At 48.0% G+C, this 15,699-nt stretch carries 15 protein-coding genes; 9 read left to right on the top strand and 6 right to left on the bottom strand.

The genetic code is table 11. The features are described 5' to 3' along the window. Window positions 1-13: 13 nt before the first annotated feature. The 3 genes from argC to IEY24_RS18640 all read right to left on the bottom strand — a co-directional run bounded on the left by argC (window position 14) and on the right by IEY24_RS18640 (window position 3,082). Window positions 14-1,006, bottom strand: a complete 993-nt coding sequence (argC, locus tag IEY24_RS18650) for an N-acetyl-gamma-glutamyl-phosphate reductase (protein WP_188934793.1) — start codon at window positions 1,004-1,006, stop codon at window positions 14-16. A gap of 5 nt (window positions 1,007-1,011) precedes the next feature. After that, the gene (locus tag IEY24_RS18645) at window positions 1,012-2,214 is read right to left on the bottom strand and encodes an argininosuccinate synthase (protein WP_188934791.1); all 1,203 of its coding nucleotides are present in this window, start codon (window positions 2,212-2,214) and stop codon (window positions 1,012-1,014) included. A gap of 136 nt (window positions 2,215-2,350) precedes the next feature. Continuing rightward, the gene (locus tag IEY24_RS18640; protein WP_188934789.1) at window positions 2,351-3,082 is read right to left on the bottom strand and encodes a GNAT family N-acetyltransferase; all 732 of its coding nucleotides are present in this window, start codon (window positions 3,080-3,082) and stop codon (window positions 2,351-2,353) included. Window positions 3,083-3,464: 382 nt separating this feature from the next. Here IEY24_RS18640 and aat point away from each other — a divergent pair, with 382 nt between their 5' ends. The 5 genes from aat to IEY24_RS18615 all read left to right on the top strand — a co-directional run bounded on the left by aat (window position 3,465) and on the right by IEY24_RS18615 (window position 8,424). After that, a complete protein-coding gene (gene aat / locus IEY24_RS18635) occupies window positions 3,465-4,073 on the top strand; it encodes a leucyl/phenylalanyl-tRNA--protein transferase (protein ID WP_188934787.1) in 609 nt (202 codons plus the stop codon). A 126-nt stretch (window positions 4,074-4,199) separates the two neighbouring features. Then, window positions 4,200-5,231, top strand: a complete 1,032-nt coding sequence (gene proB / locus IEY24_RS18630) for a glutamate 5-kinase (RefSeq protein ID WP_188934785.1) — start codon at window positions 4,200-4,202, stop codon at window positions 5,229-5,231. Next, window positions 5,231-6,481: a glutamate-5-semialdehyde dehydrogenase gene (locus IEY24_RS18625; RefSeq protein WP_188934783.1), complete on the top strand. Its 1,251-nt coding sequence runs from the start codon at window positions 5,231-5,233 to the stop codon at window positions 6,479-6,481. Before proB ends, IEY24_RS18625 begins: the two co-directional genes overlap by 1 nt. Further along, a complete protein-coding gene (locus IEY24_RS18620) occupies window positions 6,475-7,557 on the top strand; it encodes a M20 family metallo-hydrolase (RefSeq protein WP_188934781.1) in 1,083 nt (360 codons plus the stop codon). Before IEY24_RS18625 ends, IEY24_RS18620 begins: the two co-directional genes overlap by 7 nt. Window positions 7,558-7,596: 39 nt before the next feature. Further along, on the top strand, window positions 7,597-8,424 hold the full coding sequence (locus tag IEY24_RS18615; RefSeq protein WP_188934780.1) for an enoyl-CoA hydratase/isomerase family protein: 828 nt from the start codon (window positions 7,597-7,599) through the stop codon (window positions 8,422-8,424). A 45-nt stretch (window positions 8,425-8,469) separates the two neighbouring features. On the opposite strand, the gene IEY24_RS18610 is transcribed toward IEY24_RS18615, so the two are convergent. From IEY24_RS18610 to IEY24_RS18600, 3 genes are all read right to left on the bottom strand, one after another. Further along, window positions 8,470-10,032 (bottom strand): Rne/Rng family ribonuclease, encoded by a 1,563-nt coding sequence (locus IEY24_RS18610; protein ID WP_188934778.1) that lies wholly within the window; start codon window positions 10,030-10,032, stop codon window positions 8,470-8,472. A gap of 268 nt (window positions 10,033-10,300) precedes the next feature. Next, complete coding sequence (locus IEY24_RS18605; protein WP_188934776.1) at window positions 10,301-11,152, bottom strand: tetratricopeptide repeat protein; 852 nt, start codon at window positions 11,150-11,152, stop codon at window positions 10,301-10,303. Window positions 11,153-11,181: 29 nt separating this feature from the next. Further along, on the bottom strand, window positions 11,182-11,487 hold the full coding sequence (locus IEY24_RS18600) for an HU family DNA-binding protein (RefSeq protein ID WP_015813879.1): 306 nt from the start codon (window positions 11,485-11,487) through the stop codon (window positions 11,182-11,184). Window positions 11,488-11,646: 159 nt separating this feature from the next. On the opposite strand from IEY24_RS18600, the gene mutY reads away from it, so the two are divergent. The 4 genes from mutY to IEY24_RS18580 all read left to right on the top strand — a co-directional run bounded on the left by mutY (window position 11,647) and on the right by IEY24_RS18580 (window position 15,587). After that, window positions 11,647-12,729: an A/G-specific adenine glycosylase gene (gene mutY / locus IEY24_RS18595; protein ID WP_188934773.1), complete on the top strand. Its 1,083-nt coding sequence runs from the start codon at window positions 11,647-11,649 to the stop codon at window positions 12,727-12,729. A 108-nt stretch (window positions 12,730-12,837) separates the two neighbouring features. Then, the gene (locus IEY24_RS18590) at window positions 12,838-13,695 is read left to right on the top strand and encodes a phytanoyl-CoA dioxygenase family protein (protein WP_188934772.1); all 858 of its coding nucleotides are present in this window, start codon (window positions 12,838-12,840) and stop codon (window positions 13,693-13,695) included. A 110-nt stretch (window positions 13,696-13,805) separates the two neighbouring features. Then, entirely contained in the window at window positions 13,806-15,011 is a 1,206-nt protein-coding gene (locus IEY24_RS18585) for a Gfo/Idh/MocA family protein (RefSeq protein WP_188934770.1), read from the top strand. Window positions 15,012-15,077: 66 nt separating this feature from the next. After that, window positions 15,078-15,587: a single-stranded DNA-binding protein gene (locus IEY24_RS18580; RefSeq protein ID WP_308420609.1), complete on the top strand. Its 510-nt coding sequence runs from the start codon at window positions 15,078-15,080 to the stop codon at window positions 15,585-15,587. Window positions 15,588-15,699 lie beyond the last annotated feature (112 nt).

The following is a 15,699-nucleotide window of genomic DNA, read 5'->3' as shown; positions in this document are numbered from 1 at the left end:
TTCTAAAAGTGAATTAAAACGCCGGCGCCTTCAACCGCAGCCCTGCATGCTCAGGCAAGCCGAACATCAGGTTCATATTCTGAACGGCTTGTCCCGATGCACCTTTGGTCAGGTTATCGATAATGCTCGTGATCAGCAGTTGGCCGTCGTGCACTTCCAGGTGAACGAAGCATTTGTTGGTATTCACAATCTGCTTCAAATCAATCGGCGTGTCGCTCACGTGCGTGAATGGGTGCGAGGCATAGTAGCTTTTGTAAAGTTCTTTTGCTTCTTCCAAAGTCCCCGCAAAACGGGTATACACATTGGCGATAATACCCCGCGTGTAGTCGCCACGATACGGTACAAAATTCACAGCCTTATCAAAACCTGCCTGCAACTTGCCGAAAGTCATTTTGATCTCGGTCAAATGCTGGTGCGAGAATGCCTTGTAGATCGACATATTATTGTTGCGCCAGGTGAAATGCGTGGTCGCACTCAGCGCTTGTCCCGCACCCGTACTGCCCGTAACCGCGCTCACATGGACGTCGTCTTTAATCAGACCTGCCTTGGCGAGTGGCAATACCGCTAATTCGATGCTTGTTGCAAAGCAACCAGGGTTGGCGATTTTAGTCGCACTTTTAATCTGCTCACGCTGCAACTCCGGCAAGCCATATACAAAGCCATTCGACTCATTCCGGAAATCCGTGCTGAGGTCGATTACTTTTACAGTTTCCGGCAATTGATATTCATCCAGAAACTTCTTTGACTCGCCATGGCCGGAGCACAGGAAAATCGCATTCAAACCTGGCTGATCCAGTAATGGCTGAATGTCGTCGCCGGAAAATACCAATTCCGTGTCTCCGAGTAGATCCGTATGCGTCGCGTAAACCGGCTTACCAGCCTGGCTCTTGCTATGCGCGAATGCGATAGTTACGTTGGGGTGATTTACCAGGATTCTGATCAACTCGCCGCCGGTATATCCAGCGGCGCCGATGATGCCAATATTTATATTCGTCGATAAACTCATTTTAATTACTGATTTACCGAGTCACTTACCTTCCCATAAATCATTACCTGGTTCGAAGCTACTTTTGAGAAGCCGCGTACGTCGTCGCCGGTCCATGCATTGTTCATTTCGCCGTAGCTGCCGAATTTCGATGACATCAGATCAAATGGCGACTCAATACCTTCTACATGGAAGCGATGCGGTGCTAGGTATACATGCACTTTACCTGTCACGTGCGACTGCGTGTCGCCCAGGAATGTTTCGATGTTGCGCATGACCGGCTCTACAAACTGCCCTTTGTGGAGCAGGCTGCCGTACCAGTTCGAAAGCTGCTCTTTCCAGTACAATTGTTGTTCTGTCAAAACATGCTTCTCAAGGGTATGATGCGCTTTGATAATGATCAACGGAGCAGCAGCTTCAAAACCTACGCGGCCTTTGATACCGATAATGGTGTCGCCCACGTGAATATCCCGACCGATTCCGAACGGCTGAGCAATCTCTGCCAGCTTTTGAATAGCGGTTACCGAGTTTTCAAAACTTTCGCCGGCAACGCCCTTTAATTCACCATTTACAAATTCTAAAGTGATGCGCTCAGGCTCTGTTTTGGTGATTTGTGTAGGCCATGCCGATTCCGGGAGGTATTGGTCGGAAGTCAATGTTTCTTTCCCACCTACCGATGTTCCCCAAAGGCCTTTATTAATGCTGTATGCAGCTTTGGTCCAGTCACGGGAAACGCCTTTCGCGGTCAGGTATTCGATTTCGGCCTCGCGGGACAGTTTCAGGTCGCGGATCGGGGTGATGATTTCGGCTTCCGGAACAATGATGCGGAACGCCATATCGAAACGAACCTGGTCGTTACCGGCACCAGTGCTTCCATGCGCGATCGCGCTCGCACCGATTTCTTTGGCATATTCCGCCACTGCAACCGCCTGGAAAATACGCTCTGCGCTTACCGAAAGGGGATAAGTATTGTTTTTCAGGATATTACCGAAGATCAGGTATTTGATACAATCATTGTAATATTCCCTGGTTTTGGAAACCGTAGCATGTTGCTTCACGCCCAAAGCATAGGCATTCGCTTCGATGGTTTTCAGCTCTTCGTCCGAGAAACCACCGGTGTCAACCAAAACCGAGTACACTTCGTAACCTCTGTCTTCGGCTAAATATTTTACACAAAAGGAGGTATCAAGTCCCCCGCTAAACGCTAATACTACTTTGGGCTGTGACATTATATATAAATTCTAATTCTGACTAAATGCTTGATTTGCGGTGCAAAAGTAACAAAAAATACCCCGCTTCGGGCCATTTCGGTTGCCGGGCGGGGTATTAAAATAAGATACGATATCTATCAAAGTGTGCGGCACATTAATGTACCAGCACGGCCCCGGCGTTTTTCTTTTTGGCACGTTCTTCCCTTCGCAGCAAAATGCGTTGCTTAATGCGCATCCAGCGCTCGTAGAGGCTCGATTCCTTCAAGAAATCCCAGGTATGGCTTTCGGTGGCCGTTTCGCTTCCGCTGGTAGGCGTCGCGGCAGGTTTTTTATCTTCCGGATCATACATCATACCCGTGCAAAGGCAGTGTTTTCTGCCGGTCCGGGTAAGTACGTCGTAATTCACGCAGCTCGCGCAGCCTTTCCAGAATGCGTCGTCGGCGGGCAATTCACTGAATGTAACAGGCTCGTAGCCCAGGTCCGAGTTGATTTTCATCACCGGCAGGCTCGTAGTGATACCGATAATTTTGGCATCAGGATATTTTTGGCGCGACAATTCGAAAGCTTTCATTTTAATAGCCTTCGCCATGCCGCTGTTGCGGAAATCAGGATGTACGATCAGCCCTGAATTCGCTACGAATTTTCCGTGCTCCCAGGTTTCGATGTAACAAAACCCTACCCATTCGCCGGTGTCGGTAGTGGCTATGATAGCTTTTCCTTCCACCATTTTCTCCATGATATACACAGGGGAACGTTTGGCTATACCGGTACCACGCTTTTTGGCGCTCTCCTCCATTTCCGCGCAGATCCGCTCAGCGTAATGGAGATGATTTTCATTGGCAGTCTGTATGATAAACTTACTGCCCACTACTTCGGTATTTTTCATTGATGACTATGCTGACAAAATGTTCAAGACAATAATTAACTATACCCAGAGACAAACGATGGGACGTCTAGAAATTGTAAGAAAATTGTGGGGATTAGATATTACCACGTAGGTAAAAAGAGATTATGCGGTCCTTGGGGACCTGAATCGGAAAGGCGTAGTATGCAGAACTGTATGTATGCCGTTGTGATTCATTGACTTGCTTGTGCGTCTAAGAGGCTGCAAATTTTCAAAAAAAAAATCTTACAGCAAAGAAACAGAAGATATATTTTTATGGTTCGTTTTGGACGGTAAAGTTTTAAACGTCGAACTTGCATGTGCACCCGTTTTTGTACTATTCACACTTCGATCAACAATATTATTCCTTAATTCAGTGGCTTTCATGTCTGCAATCAGTACCGACGACCTTCTCAACGGCTATATTAATGGCATATTTCCAATGGCCGAGGCGGATGGAACGATTTACTGGTACTCGCCCAATCCGCGGGCTGTAATTCCGATAGATACCTACAAGCCCTCCAAATCGCTCCGGCCGGTGCTCAATAAAAGGCATTTCGATATCCGGATCGATACCGCTTTCGAGGGCGTTATGCGCGGGTGTGCGCTCCCTCGTACAACGGAGCCAGGGACGTGGATTTCGGAGGAAATCATTGCTTCTTACACTGCCTTGCACGAGATCGGTTACGCGCATAGCGTCGAGGCCTGGCGTGAAGACCGGCTGGTTGGAGGGCTGTATGGCGTTTCGATTAATGGGGTGTTTTTTGGTGAATCGATGTTTTCGATCGAAAGTAATGCGTCGAAAGTCGCGTTCCACTACTTGATACAGATCCTCAAAGTGAACCGCTTCGCCTTGTTGGATACGCAATTTATCAATGATAATGTACTCCGCTACGGCGCAATAGAGATCCCACGCGATCAGTATCTCGACGAGCTGCAAAAAGGATTAAAGCTCAGGAGAACCTTTAACGGTACCTTTTTAAGCGAATTATAATGTGCCAAATGCACTGCGGGTATGCTAGTAGCATCCGTTTTCGCCTGAAAAGAAGTATTTTTGCCGCCAGATTGATTACCGGGCATCGGAAATAACCGTGATGGTGCCGCTTATTTGAATACCAAAGTGTCAAAACCTATTCTCGTCATAAAGTTCGGGACGGCCTCTATCACGCTTCCTTCGGGTGAACCTGATGTCAGGATCATTTCCGAAATAGCCCGGCAGGTTTCGGAAATTCATTCCCAGTACCGCATTATCATCGTTTCTTCGGGAGCGGTGGGAGCTGGTAAGGCATATATCAATGACTATAAGGGCACAATGACCCAGCGAAAGGCTGCCGCTTCCGTCGGTAACCCGCTGCTAGTGGGTCTCTACGCCACCTATTTCGCCCCGAACAAGATTTACATTGCCCAGAGCCTTTGCGAGCGTCAGCATTTCGCTAACCGCAACAAATTCCTGCAACTCAAAGAAACATTCGAAGAGCTGTGGGCTAATGACATTATCCCGATCGTGAATGAAAACGACGTGGTAAGCGATCGTGAGCTGAAATTTTCGGATAATGATGAGCTCGCTACTTTGCTGGCTGTCGGTTTTGGCGCTGAATCATTGATGTTCTGTACATCGGTCGGCGGGTTGCTGGATGAGGAAGGCAAAATCCTGCGGAACGTATCCAATGTGAACGAGGTTTTTAAGTTTGTCAGGACTGATAAATCTTTCCTTGGGCTCGGCGGAATGGCTTCGAAGCTGACTTTCGCTAAACTGGCGTCCAGAATGGCAATCCGCGTAGTGATTTTTGGAATGAACCAACAAAATGAACTGCTGAATGCATTAAAAGGCGAAGCAGGAACATTGATCACGCCGGGCAAGAGCACATTATCGGCGCGTAACCGCTGGTTGGGAAGCGGTGGTCTTGTATCTGGTACGCTGCGTGTGGACGAAGGCGCGTCCAAAGCATTATTGAAACGTAAGAGTTTGCTCGCGGTAGGCGTTGCCGAGGTGACGGGTGATTTTGAAGCGGGGGAGATCATCGAAATATATTCTTCGGAAGATGAAATGATCGCGGTCGCACGCGCACGCGTGACGTCGTCCGCGATCCGCACAAACCTGAAAACAGTGAATTTTGAAGTGGCACATGCCAATGATATAGTTTTGTTATAATGGAATCGATAGTACCTCAATTAAAGGAAGCGCGGGAGGCATCAGCTACCGTTCGCCGGCTGACAGACAGGCAAAGGGCTGATCTGCTGATCAATCTCGCTGCGAAAGTGCTGGCTAATGCCGAAAACATCATCGCCGAAAACCAGAAAGACCTGGATTTGATGGATGATGCCGACCCGAAAAAGGACCGCCTGCTCCTGAATCAGAAGCGGATCAACGAACTGGCGCAAAGCCTGATTGAGGTAGCCGGGCTCCCGGACCCGACGGGTGAAGTTTTTGTAGAAAAAACCATTCAGCAAGGGCTATCATTAAAGAAAATTGCCGTGCCGCTGGGCGTGGTAGGCGTTATCTATGAATCGCGCCCGAATGTGACCATTGATGTCGCTTCATTATGCCTGCGCTCCGCGAATGCGTGCGTGCTCAAAGGCGGTAAGGAAGCGCAGCATTCCAATACTTACCTGGTAGGGCTTATCCATGAGTCACTGGCGGAGTTTGGTGTGCCATCGGCTGCTGTCACATTGCTGCCCACCGGCCGCGAGTTTGTGGCGGAGTTGCTGACGGCCATTCAATATGTGGATATCATCATCCCACGTGGCTCGGAAGGACTGATCAAATTCGTTCGCCAGAATTCGTTGGTACCTACCATTGAAACCGGCGCGGGCGTTTGTCATACTTATATTGAAAAAACAGGCGACCTCGATAAGGGCGCGCAGATCGTGGTGAATGCGAAGGTTTCAAAACCCGCTGCCTGCAATGCGTTGGATACCGTGTTGGTTGACAGGGAAGTGGCAGGCACATTTTTGCCAAAACTGAAAGAAGACTTTATTAAATGGAATGTGGAGGTTTTCGCGGATGAAGAGTCTTTTGATATTCTCCAAAAAGCGGAGTATCCCTATTTACAACATGCCAGCGAAGATGATTTCGGAAAGGAATTCCTGGATTTCAAATGCTCGGTGAAAATCGTCGACGGACTGGAAGATGCTTTGAAACAAATCGAAAACTACTCTTCGAGACATTCAGAAGCTATTATTTCAACTAATGAAGAAGCTATCGAAACCTTTTTGAAAGAGGTAGATGCCGCTTCGGTATATGCCAATGCGTCCACCCGCTTTACAGACGGCGGCGTGTTTGCATTAGGGGCGGAAATCGGTATTTCGACCCAGAAATTGCATGCCAGGGGCCCATTTGCGTTAGAAAAACTGGTAACCGAGAAATGGATTGTTAAAGGTGACGGACAGGTAAGATGGTAAACACTTTGGAAAACCTACAAACGCTCTCCAAGGAGGCCATTGAGCTTTTAAAAAACCTCATTGAGACGCCATCTTTCAGCAAGGAAGAGGAGCATACAGCGAAAATTCTGGCAGATTTCTTTACCAAAAAGAACATTCCTTTTCATACCAAAAAGAACAATCTCTGGGCTTTCAACAAGCATTTCGATGCGGCCAAGCCCACAATGCTGCTCAATTCGCACCACGATACGGTTAAGCCTAACAAATCGTGGACACTTGATCCATTCAAAGCCATTGAGCAGGATGGGAAGTTGTACGGATTGGGTAGTAACGACGCCGGCGGATGCCTGGTGTCGCTGATTGCTACGTTCTGTTACTTCTACGAAAGGGAAGATCTTACTTATAATGTCGCGATTGCTACAACCGCCGAAGAGGAGATATCCGGAAAAGAGGGCCTCGAAATCGTGGCGCCCGAGCTTCCTGAAATTGCATTTGCGATTGTGGGAGAGCCTACGGAAATGCATTTGGCGGTTGCAGAAAAAGGTCTCCTGGTATTGGATTGTACTGCAAAAGGCATTTCCGGTCACGCAGCGCGAGAGGAAGGAGAGAATGCGATTTACAAGGCGCTGAAAGATATTCAGTGGATTACTGAGTACAAGTTTCCCAAAGTATCGCCAACGCTCGGGCCGATCAAGATGTCGGTGACGATTATCAATGCAGGCACACAGCATAATGTGGTGCCTGATGCGTGTACATTCACGATCGATGTGCGTGTGACAGATCAGTATACTTTGGAGGAGGTTATTTCCGAGATCAAGGCTAATATTCAGTCCGAAGTAGCACCTCGCTCCATCCGTTTGAGGCCTTCGAGTATCCCAATGGACCATCCAATCGTACAGGAAGGGTTGAAACTGGGACGTAATGCCTATGGTTCGCCTACAACGTCAGATCAGGCGCTGCTCGATTGCCCGTCGTTGAAAATGGGCCCGGGGCATTCTGCCCGCTCACATAGCGCGGATGAATTTATCTATCTGCATGAAATTGAAGAGGGCATTGCACAGTATATTAAAATGGTCGAGGGTGTCGTAACCCGATAATTTGCTATACTTGCCATCGCGAACTAAACGTGTTTTGGCATGCGATTCTACACCCAGGAAGACATCAGTGCTTTTGATAATGTCCGGTTTTTGCACATCAAAACTGCAAAGGCCGGGCATCTTTTTACCATCACCTTAGCCCGGCCCGGGAAGCGGAACGCATTCACGCCGACGATGGCTGAGGAAATCATCTTCGCGCTTGCCTATGCGCATTATGAGGCTGATATTCGCTGTGTAGTTTTAAAAGCGGAAGGCCCGGTTTTCTGCGCCGGCGCCGATTTGAGTGCATTTCACGACACGTCAGCTAATACTTTAAATCCAAATTTGCCAACAATCCGGGAGGAAGCAAGACTTGGAGACGCATTCAGTGAATTGCTGAAACCCTGCATAGCCCAGGTCGAAGGGCCGGTACTTGCGGGAGGATTTCTTATGATATGCGGCTGCACATTTGTTTTCAGCGTTCCGGAAGCGACATTCAGTTTGCCGGAGATCAAACGCGGCATCTGGCCGATGCAGGTGATGGCATCGCTATTGCCGATTATACCTCAAAGAAAGATTCTCGAAATGTCCGTCACGGGAAGAGCCTATTCAGGGCAAGAAACGCTGGAAATGGGTTTGGTTACGCATTTGGCGGATAGAGAAAAGATTGCAACAGAAGTGAATGCATTAGCCATGCAGATTTGCAACAGCGCGCCGTTGGCAATACAATCAGGAATACAAGGGTTGCAAAAAATACAGAACCTACCTCAAAGCGAGCAGCATGCATTTCTGAAAAGCGAATTGTACAAACTGCTTCAAACAGAAGATGCCCAAGAAGGTGCATTAGCCTTCAAAGAAAAGCGAGAACCGATCTGGAAAGGAAAATAACTACAATCACCAATCGGCGGTCCGCGGTCGGGCCGTCATCAGGCCCTAGTTCGTCGGCACAATCTCAATCTCCTCCCCATAACGGTTATGGAACTTGAAATCCACCACGCCTAGTGACGAATCTTTAATCAGTTTTACCCAGGTTTTGTAATGGAAGAACCATTTCACCTGTTCTGAAATCAATCCTTTTGTGAAATAAGAATGCAGGAACGGGTGAAGCGAAATTGTAATGCCGCGCTCGTTCTGTTTGGTGAGAATGTAATCGAGGTTGTTGGCGATCACGTCGGACACGAGAATGCTCGCCTGGATCGTGCCGGTACCGCCGCAGGTAGGGCAGGTTTCCCGGGTAACGATGTTCATTTCCGGCCTTACGCGCTGACGCGTGATTTGCAGCAGACCGAATTTTGAAAGTGGTAGAACGGTATATTTTGAACGGTCGCCCTTCATTTCATCGCGCATGACGTCGAACAGCGTGCGCTTGTTCTCCGCCTTTTTCATGTCGATAAAGTCCACGACGATGATGCCGCCCATATCGCGCAAACGCAACTGGCGGGCAATTTCTTTCGCCGCTTCGAGGTTGACGCTCAAAGCAGTTGCTTCCTGGTCTTCTTCTGAGTTGGATTTGTTACCGCTATTGACGTCGATAACGTGCAATGCTTCCGTATGCTCGATGATCAGGTAACCGCCGTTTGGCAAGCTCACCGAACGTCCGAACAACGATTTGATCTGTTTTTCAAGACCGAATTGCTCGAACAGCTTATTCTTGCCATTATGCAGTTTCAGGATATTCTCCTTTTCCGGCGCGATGTTGTGAATGTAGGCTTTGATATCATCGTAAACCTCCTTCGAATCCACGGTAATGCTGTCGAATGACTCGTTCAGCATGTCACGGATGATAGAAGAAGCGCGGTTCATTTCGCCGATCACGCGGTCGCGTGGCTTGGCGTCGCGCAGGGCCTTGATCCCGTTTTCCCACTTATCCAGACAATCCTGCAAATCCTTGTTGAGCTCGTCCACATCTTTGCCGGTAGCCACCGTGCGGATGATCACCCCGAAATTCTGAGGCTTAATGGACGACATCAATCGCTGCAAGCGGTTACGTTCCTGCTTGTCGGTGATTTTTTTAGATAGGTTGACCGAATTGGAAAATGGGACAAGTACAATGTACCGTCCGGCTATCGAAATGTCGCAGGAAAGTCTTGGACCTTTTGTAGAAATAGGCTCCTTGACAATCTGAACCAGGATTGGCTGGTTTTTAGAAAGGACTTTGTCGATTTTCCCAAGCTTCTCGATTTCCGGTTCCATCTTGAAATTCTTCAAGTTGCCGGAGTGCGTACGCTTGGAAATAACATCCTTGGTGAGCTTGTTCAGCGAGTTGATATTGGGCCCCAAATCGAGGTAATGCAGGAACGCATCTTTTTCAAAACCAACGTCTACAAAGGCAGCATTGAGCCCAGCCACCAGCTTCCGCACTGTACCGAGGTAGATGTCGCCTACGGTAAAGCTTTGGTCCGGTGTTTCTACGTGATATTCTAAAAGACGTTTATCCTGCAAAAGGGCTATACGCTCTCCCTTTTGAGTAGAATTGATTAGTAATTCGTTACTCAATGTTCAACCAACTGAATGGCTCGATAATGTTGATACTTAACTTCCCGAAAATCAGACTGTTAACGGGATACAAACGTGGTGAATAAGGATGACCGGATCTTAATATTTTAAAACCCGGTCATACCAATTATTTCTTCTTATGTCTGTTTTTTCTAAGTCTTTTCTTTCTCTTGTGAGTGGAGATCTTATGTCTTTTTCTCTTTTTTCCGCAAGGCATGATTATGTCGTTTTATAAAATAAGTAATGTATTTCCTTAATGATCTGATGATCAGTTTTTCAGACGGCCTTCCAACTCGCCGATGGCTTGCTGGATTACCGGATCTTTCTCCTCTTTTTTAACCTCCGACAGAACTTTGCTTGCTTGTTCCTTGTCACCCAATTCCACCAGCGAGAGACCAAGATAAAACTTGGCTTTCGTATTGGCAGGATTGTTGGTTAAAATCTGTCTGAACCTGTCAGCAGCTTTCGAATATTGGTTAGATCTCATGGACAGGATCCCTAAATTGAACAATGCCAATTCGTTGGTAGGATCCGTGTCGATCACCTCGCGCAACATCAAAATTCCCTGCATAGGGTTCTCTGTGTTCACGTAAGTCATCGCCATGTTGGCTTTTGCAGTCAACAGGCCAGGATTCTGGTCAATTGCTTTTTGGTAAAATTCACGGGTTTTGATACCCAGGTTTTTCGCTTTTTGCTCGTCAACTGCGAACCCGTACGCCTCGTAATAACGGTCGCCCGCACGCATGAGGTTTTGAATGGCAGGGGAGAGCAGGGCTACTTTTTCGGCGTAGAATGCGGCGCTGTCAAATTTTTGAAGCTTCGCAAACTCATCCGAAAGTTTGATGCCCGCGGCAACCTTGTCTTTGTCACCCGCCTGATTGAAGCCATCCCTTAGCTGATCTACAATTTTCTGCTGACCAGGGGATAACGCGGCTCCATCGTGCGAATTTGAAGAAGATTCAGCAGCCGCTGGTGCCGTTGTGGTCGCAGCGGCTGCCGACTGGCCCTTCTCCTTGTCCACATCCTTGCCCTTGTTGTTTACGACTACCTTGGGAAGGCTGAAAAGCGTTCCTACCAGCGCTACCGCAAGCACGCAAGAAAGTAAAATGGACTTTTTCATACTCTTATAACTCAACCTTTTCAGGTAAATTACTTTTCAGCGACTGCTTTCAGTTTGTCACTTTCTTTTACCTGCTCGACAAAAACTTTTGCTGGCTTGAAGCTTGGTACAAAGTGCTCGTCAATAATCATGGAAGTTCCCTTTGAAATATTGCGGGCCACTTTGCGCGCACGTTTTTTGTTGATGAAACTACCGAAACCTCTTACATAAAGGTTCTCACCATCAGAAAGTGAGTCCTTTACCACGGTAAAAAACGATTCTAGCGTTTGCTGAACGTCGCCCTTGTCTACGCCTGTTTTCTCGGAAATCTGTGCGATTACGTCTGCCTTAGTCACTTTGATTGTTTACTTTAAGTGGATATTATTTCATTAATTTACTTACTCCTGTAAATTTTGGGAACACAAAGGTACGGTAATTTTAATAAAACTTAAAAGGATGATCTTCCCCTTTTTTATATAATTCATTAAAAAACAGTGCACATAAGTGAAAATAATATGATCCCGGACGATTTGGAGGTGCTTGACTTTAACAGAAGGCTCAAATCCTGGTATCTCAAGAACCACCGCTCTTTACCCTGGCGCGAAACCAAAGATCCATATAAAATTTGGTTGTCGGAAGTGATCCTTCAGCAAACCCGTGTGGCACAGGGAATGCCTTATTATGAGCGATTTGTAGAACAATATCCGACCGTATTCGATCTGGCGGCTGCCGACGAGCGCGATGTGCTGAGACTGTGGCAGGGATTGGGCTATTACTCACGGGCCAGGAACATGCATTTCACCGCGCGCCAGGTCGTCGGAGAGTACGAGGGGAAATTTCCCGAAACATCGGAAAAGCTTTTGAAACTAAAAGGGCTCGGACAATACACGGCGGCGGCGATCGCCTCCTTTGCGTTCGATGAGGTAGTATCGGCCATCGATGGTAATGTATACCGGGTGATGGCGCGGATTTTCGGCATTCAGTCGGATATGCTGAGTAATGAGGGTAAAAAAGAGTTTGCCGCACGGGCGAGACGGCTGGTTTCGAGGGAAGATCCGGCAACATATAACCAGGCCATGATCGAGTTTGGGGCGTTGCAATGCGTACCGGCGTCGCCGAATTGTGCAGTTTGTATTTTCAGCGATCGCTGTTTCGCTTATGCGCATCAAATGCAGGGGCAATTACCTGTTAAAATCAAGAAATTGACTGTCAAACACCGTTTTCTGAACTATTTCATCATTAAGCAAGGCGACAGGCTGGGCATGTACGAGCGCCGCGGGCGCGACATATGGAAAGGCCTCTACGATTTTCACCTCATCGAATCTAAAACCGCCGCCGCAACTCCTGACTCCCTGACTATATCCGATCCCGCTTTCCAAAACCTCCTGAAAAAGGGCCGCCTGACCGAAATTCCCAAAGTTTATTCTCATATCCTCACGCACCAGCGCTTACAAGTGCGATTCTGGTGGCTCGAAATTCCTGAAAACGAAAGGATAGATTTGCCCCAAGGAATGGCTTTTTACAATCATGAAGAGATCGAAGTGCTGCCGAAGCCGATCCTGATCGACACTGTTTTGAGGGAAGAAAGCTACCTCTGACGGCCTGATCATTTCTACCCCGGAATCTGCATGCAGCAATAAATGCGTAAAGTAAAATTGTGCTTTAAGTAATATATTTTTGTACTAAACTCTTAATTAGCATCAGTCATGGGAAGTTTCAGTTTGAATGCCAGCCAGATCGCCGATTATAATCGCGATGGCTATATCGTAGTAAAAAGTCTGTTTTCTGTTGAGGAGGTAGGGAAGCTCTATCATACGGCGATAGAAAATTCGGTGATGCAGAAGAATGCGATGGATCTGAACGATCAAACCGGAAAAAAAACAAAGCTCTCGCTTTGGTTTACGCCGGGCGATGATGTATTCGGATACCTGATCCGCAGTGAAAGAATGGTCAATTCAGTCTGGCAGCTTTTGCAGGAGGAAAGTCAGGTATGCCATTTTCATACCAAACTCATGCAGAAGGAGCCGAAAGTAGGAGGTGCCTGGGAATGGCATCAGGATTATGGGTATTGGTATAAAAACCAATTTATTTATCCTGACCAGCTGATGAGCGTAATGATCGCACTGACGCCCGCTAACAAGGAGAACGGCTGCCTGCAGGTGATCAAAGGCTCGCACAAAATGGGGCGGGTCAATCACGGCTTCGCGGGCGAGCAGGTAGGTGCCGATATGGAAATGGTAAACCACGCATTGAAAACCATGGAGCTGGTTTATTGTGAATTGGAGCCAGGGGACGCATTGTTTTTCCATAGCAACCTCATGCACCGCTCGGAGGCGAACCTTTCCGAGCACCCTCGGTGGTCACTGATCTCCTGCTACAACTCTCAATCCAACCTGGCCTACGCCGAAACCTCAACTTCCTGGCGGGTTCCCGTTTCCATCGTTCCCGATCACGCATTGCTGGAATGGAATGCAGGATCATTCGAGGATGCAGACTTTCTCAAAAAAGAAAACGACCCGGCGCTGAAATCTACCGGCTGGGAGAATGAAGTGAAAACATCTTAATCTTTAATTTGTCGTCATAGATAGTCAGAAATTGTTGGTCAACAAATGACAATGCATGACTATCTAGCACAATACTGACCTATTCCTAAAATATAAAATTGATTGCTGATATGCAGAAAATTGCAATGCTAGGCTCCGGCTTTATCGGACGTTTTTATGCAGAATCCATTCACGGGCAGCGCGGCCGCGACCGCGTTGTAGCCATTTACGCACGGCGGGAAGAAAGCGCTAAAAAGTTCGCCGACGATTATGGCTGCGACTACTGGTCGTCGAATATGGAGGAGGTGATTGCGCATCCCGATGTGAATATGGTCTGTATCGCTTTGCCGAATAATATTCACGAAGAAGCGGTATTGTTCTGTGCGAAGCACAAAAAGGCCGTCGTGTCGACCAAGCCGCTGGGACGAAATGGTGCGGAGGCATTGCGCATGCTGAAAGCCGTCGAAGAAGCCGGAATTTTTGCGGGGTACCTGGAAGACCTTTGTTACACCCCGAAATTTCTAAAATCCCTCGAAAGTGTGAAAAACGGCTCGTTGGGTCGCATTATCTGGGCTAAATCGCGCGAGGCACACCCTGGCCCGCATAGCGAATGGTTTTGGGATATTGAGCAAGCAGGCGGCGGCTGCATTCTGGATTTGGGCTGCCATTGCATTGAAATATCACGTAATTTCATCGGTAAGGATATCAAACCCGTGGAAGTCATGTGCTGGGCGGACACGCAAGTCAAGCCGATCGACGCCGAAGATCACGCCATTGCATTGGTTAAATATGAAAACGGTGCTATCGGGCAGTTTGAGGTGAGCTGGACGTTCCGCGGCGGGATGGACTTGCGCGACGAGGTGATGGGGACCGAGGGTACGATCTGGATCAATAACTTTTTGAGAACAGGTTTTGAAATGTTCACCACCGGGCAGAACCCGGACGGTGCGGGCGAGGAATATGTGGCTGAAAAGGCCGAAAGCAATACCGGCTGGCTGTTCCCGGTAGGCGATGAGGTGAACGACCTCGGTTACAACCACATGTTCACGGATATGTTCAACTCTGTGGAAAGGGGTAATGAACCGGCGGAAAGCTTTTATGACGGCTATATTGTGAATGCAGTGATCGATGCGGCTTATAAATCGGCCAAAACAAAGCTTTGGGAAAAGGTAGAACTGCCGGTTTGGCGTGGGCGTGAGGGGGTAGAAAAGCCATCAAATTATACCTCTTATAACGAAACGCATTACCTCATTAAGCAGGAGGTAACACACGACGGCCGCAACAAACTGATTTTGAAGGACAAGATTACCGGCAAGATCACCGAGCAGGATATTTAGCAGGCATTTTTCATGGAATATGCCTATATTTAAGGTTGCAACAAACATTAACCACGTTAAGAAATCATGGCAGGAAGTGTTAATAAAGTAATTCTGATCGGTAATCTGGGTAGCGACCCGGAGGTTCGATACCTCGAAAGCGGATCGGCGGTAGCGAAGTTCAATATCGCCACTACCGAGACTTACACCAATAAAAACGGTGAGCGGGTAGACAATACCGAATGGCACCGCATCGAACTTTGGGAAGGATTAGCAAAAGTGGCCGAAAAATACCTTAAAAAGGGTAACCAGGTGTATATCGAAGGACGCATTCGCACCGATACCTGGACCGACAAGGAAGGGCAGCAACGGACGGGCGTAACGATCCGTGCGAACAGCATGACATTGCTGGGCGGTCCGTCGGGCGGCGGTCCGGCGGCCGGTAATTCCGGCGGAGATTACAACCAGGGAGGCCAGCAGGGTGGCTACCAGCCATCCGGCAATGCACCACGCGCCAACAATGGCCCGCGGCCTTCAGACCCGATACCGCCATCGATGGCCTCGGGCAATGGCGACGACGACGATCTGCCGTTCTGACGCATTCGATGAGATAGTGAGGAATCCCGTTTAAATGTATTTATGCCAACACAGATACACTTATTAAGCGGGATTCGCTACATTTATCTGATTGAATACCTATTTTGAACAA

Source organism: Dyadobacter endophyticus (genome assembly GCF_014641595.1).
Taxonomy (GTDB): domain Bacteria; phylum Bacteroidota; class Bacteroidia; order Cytophagales; family Spirosomataceae; genus Dyadobacter; species Dyadobacter endophyticus.
Note: the sequence above shows the minus strand (reverse complement) of the source record. Positions and strands in the feature narration are given on the sequence as shown.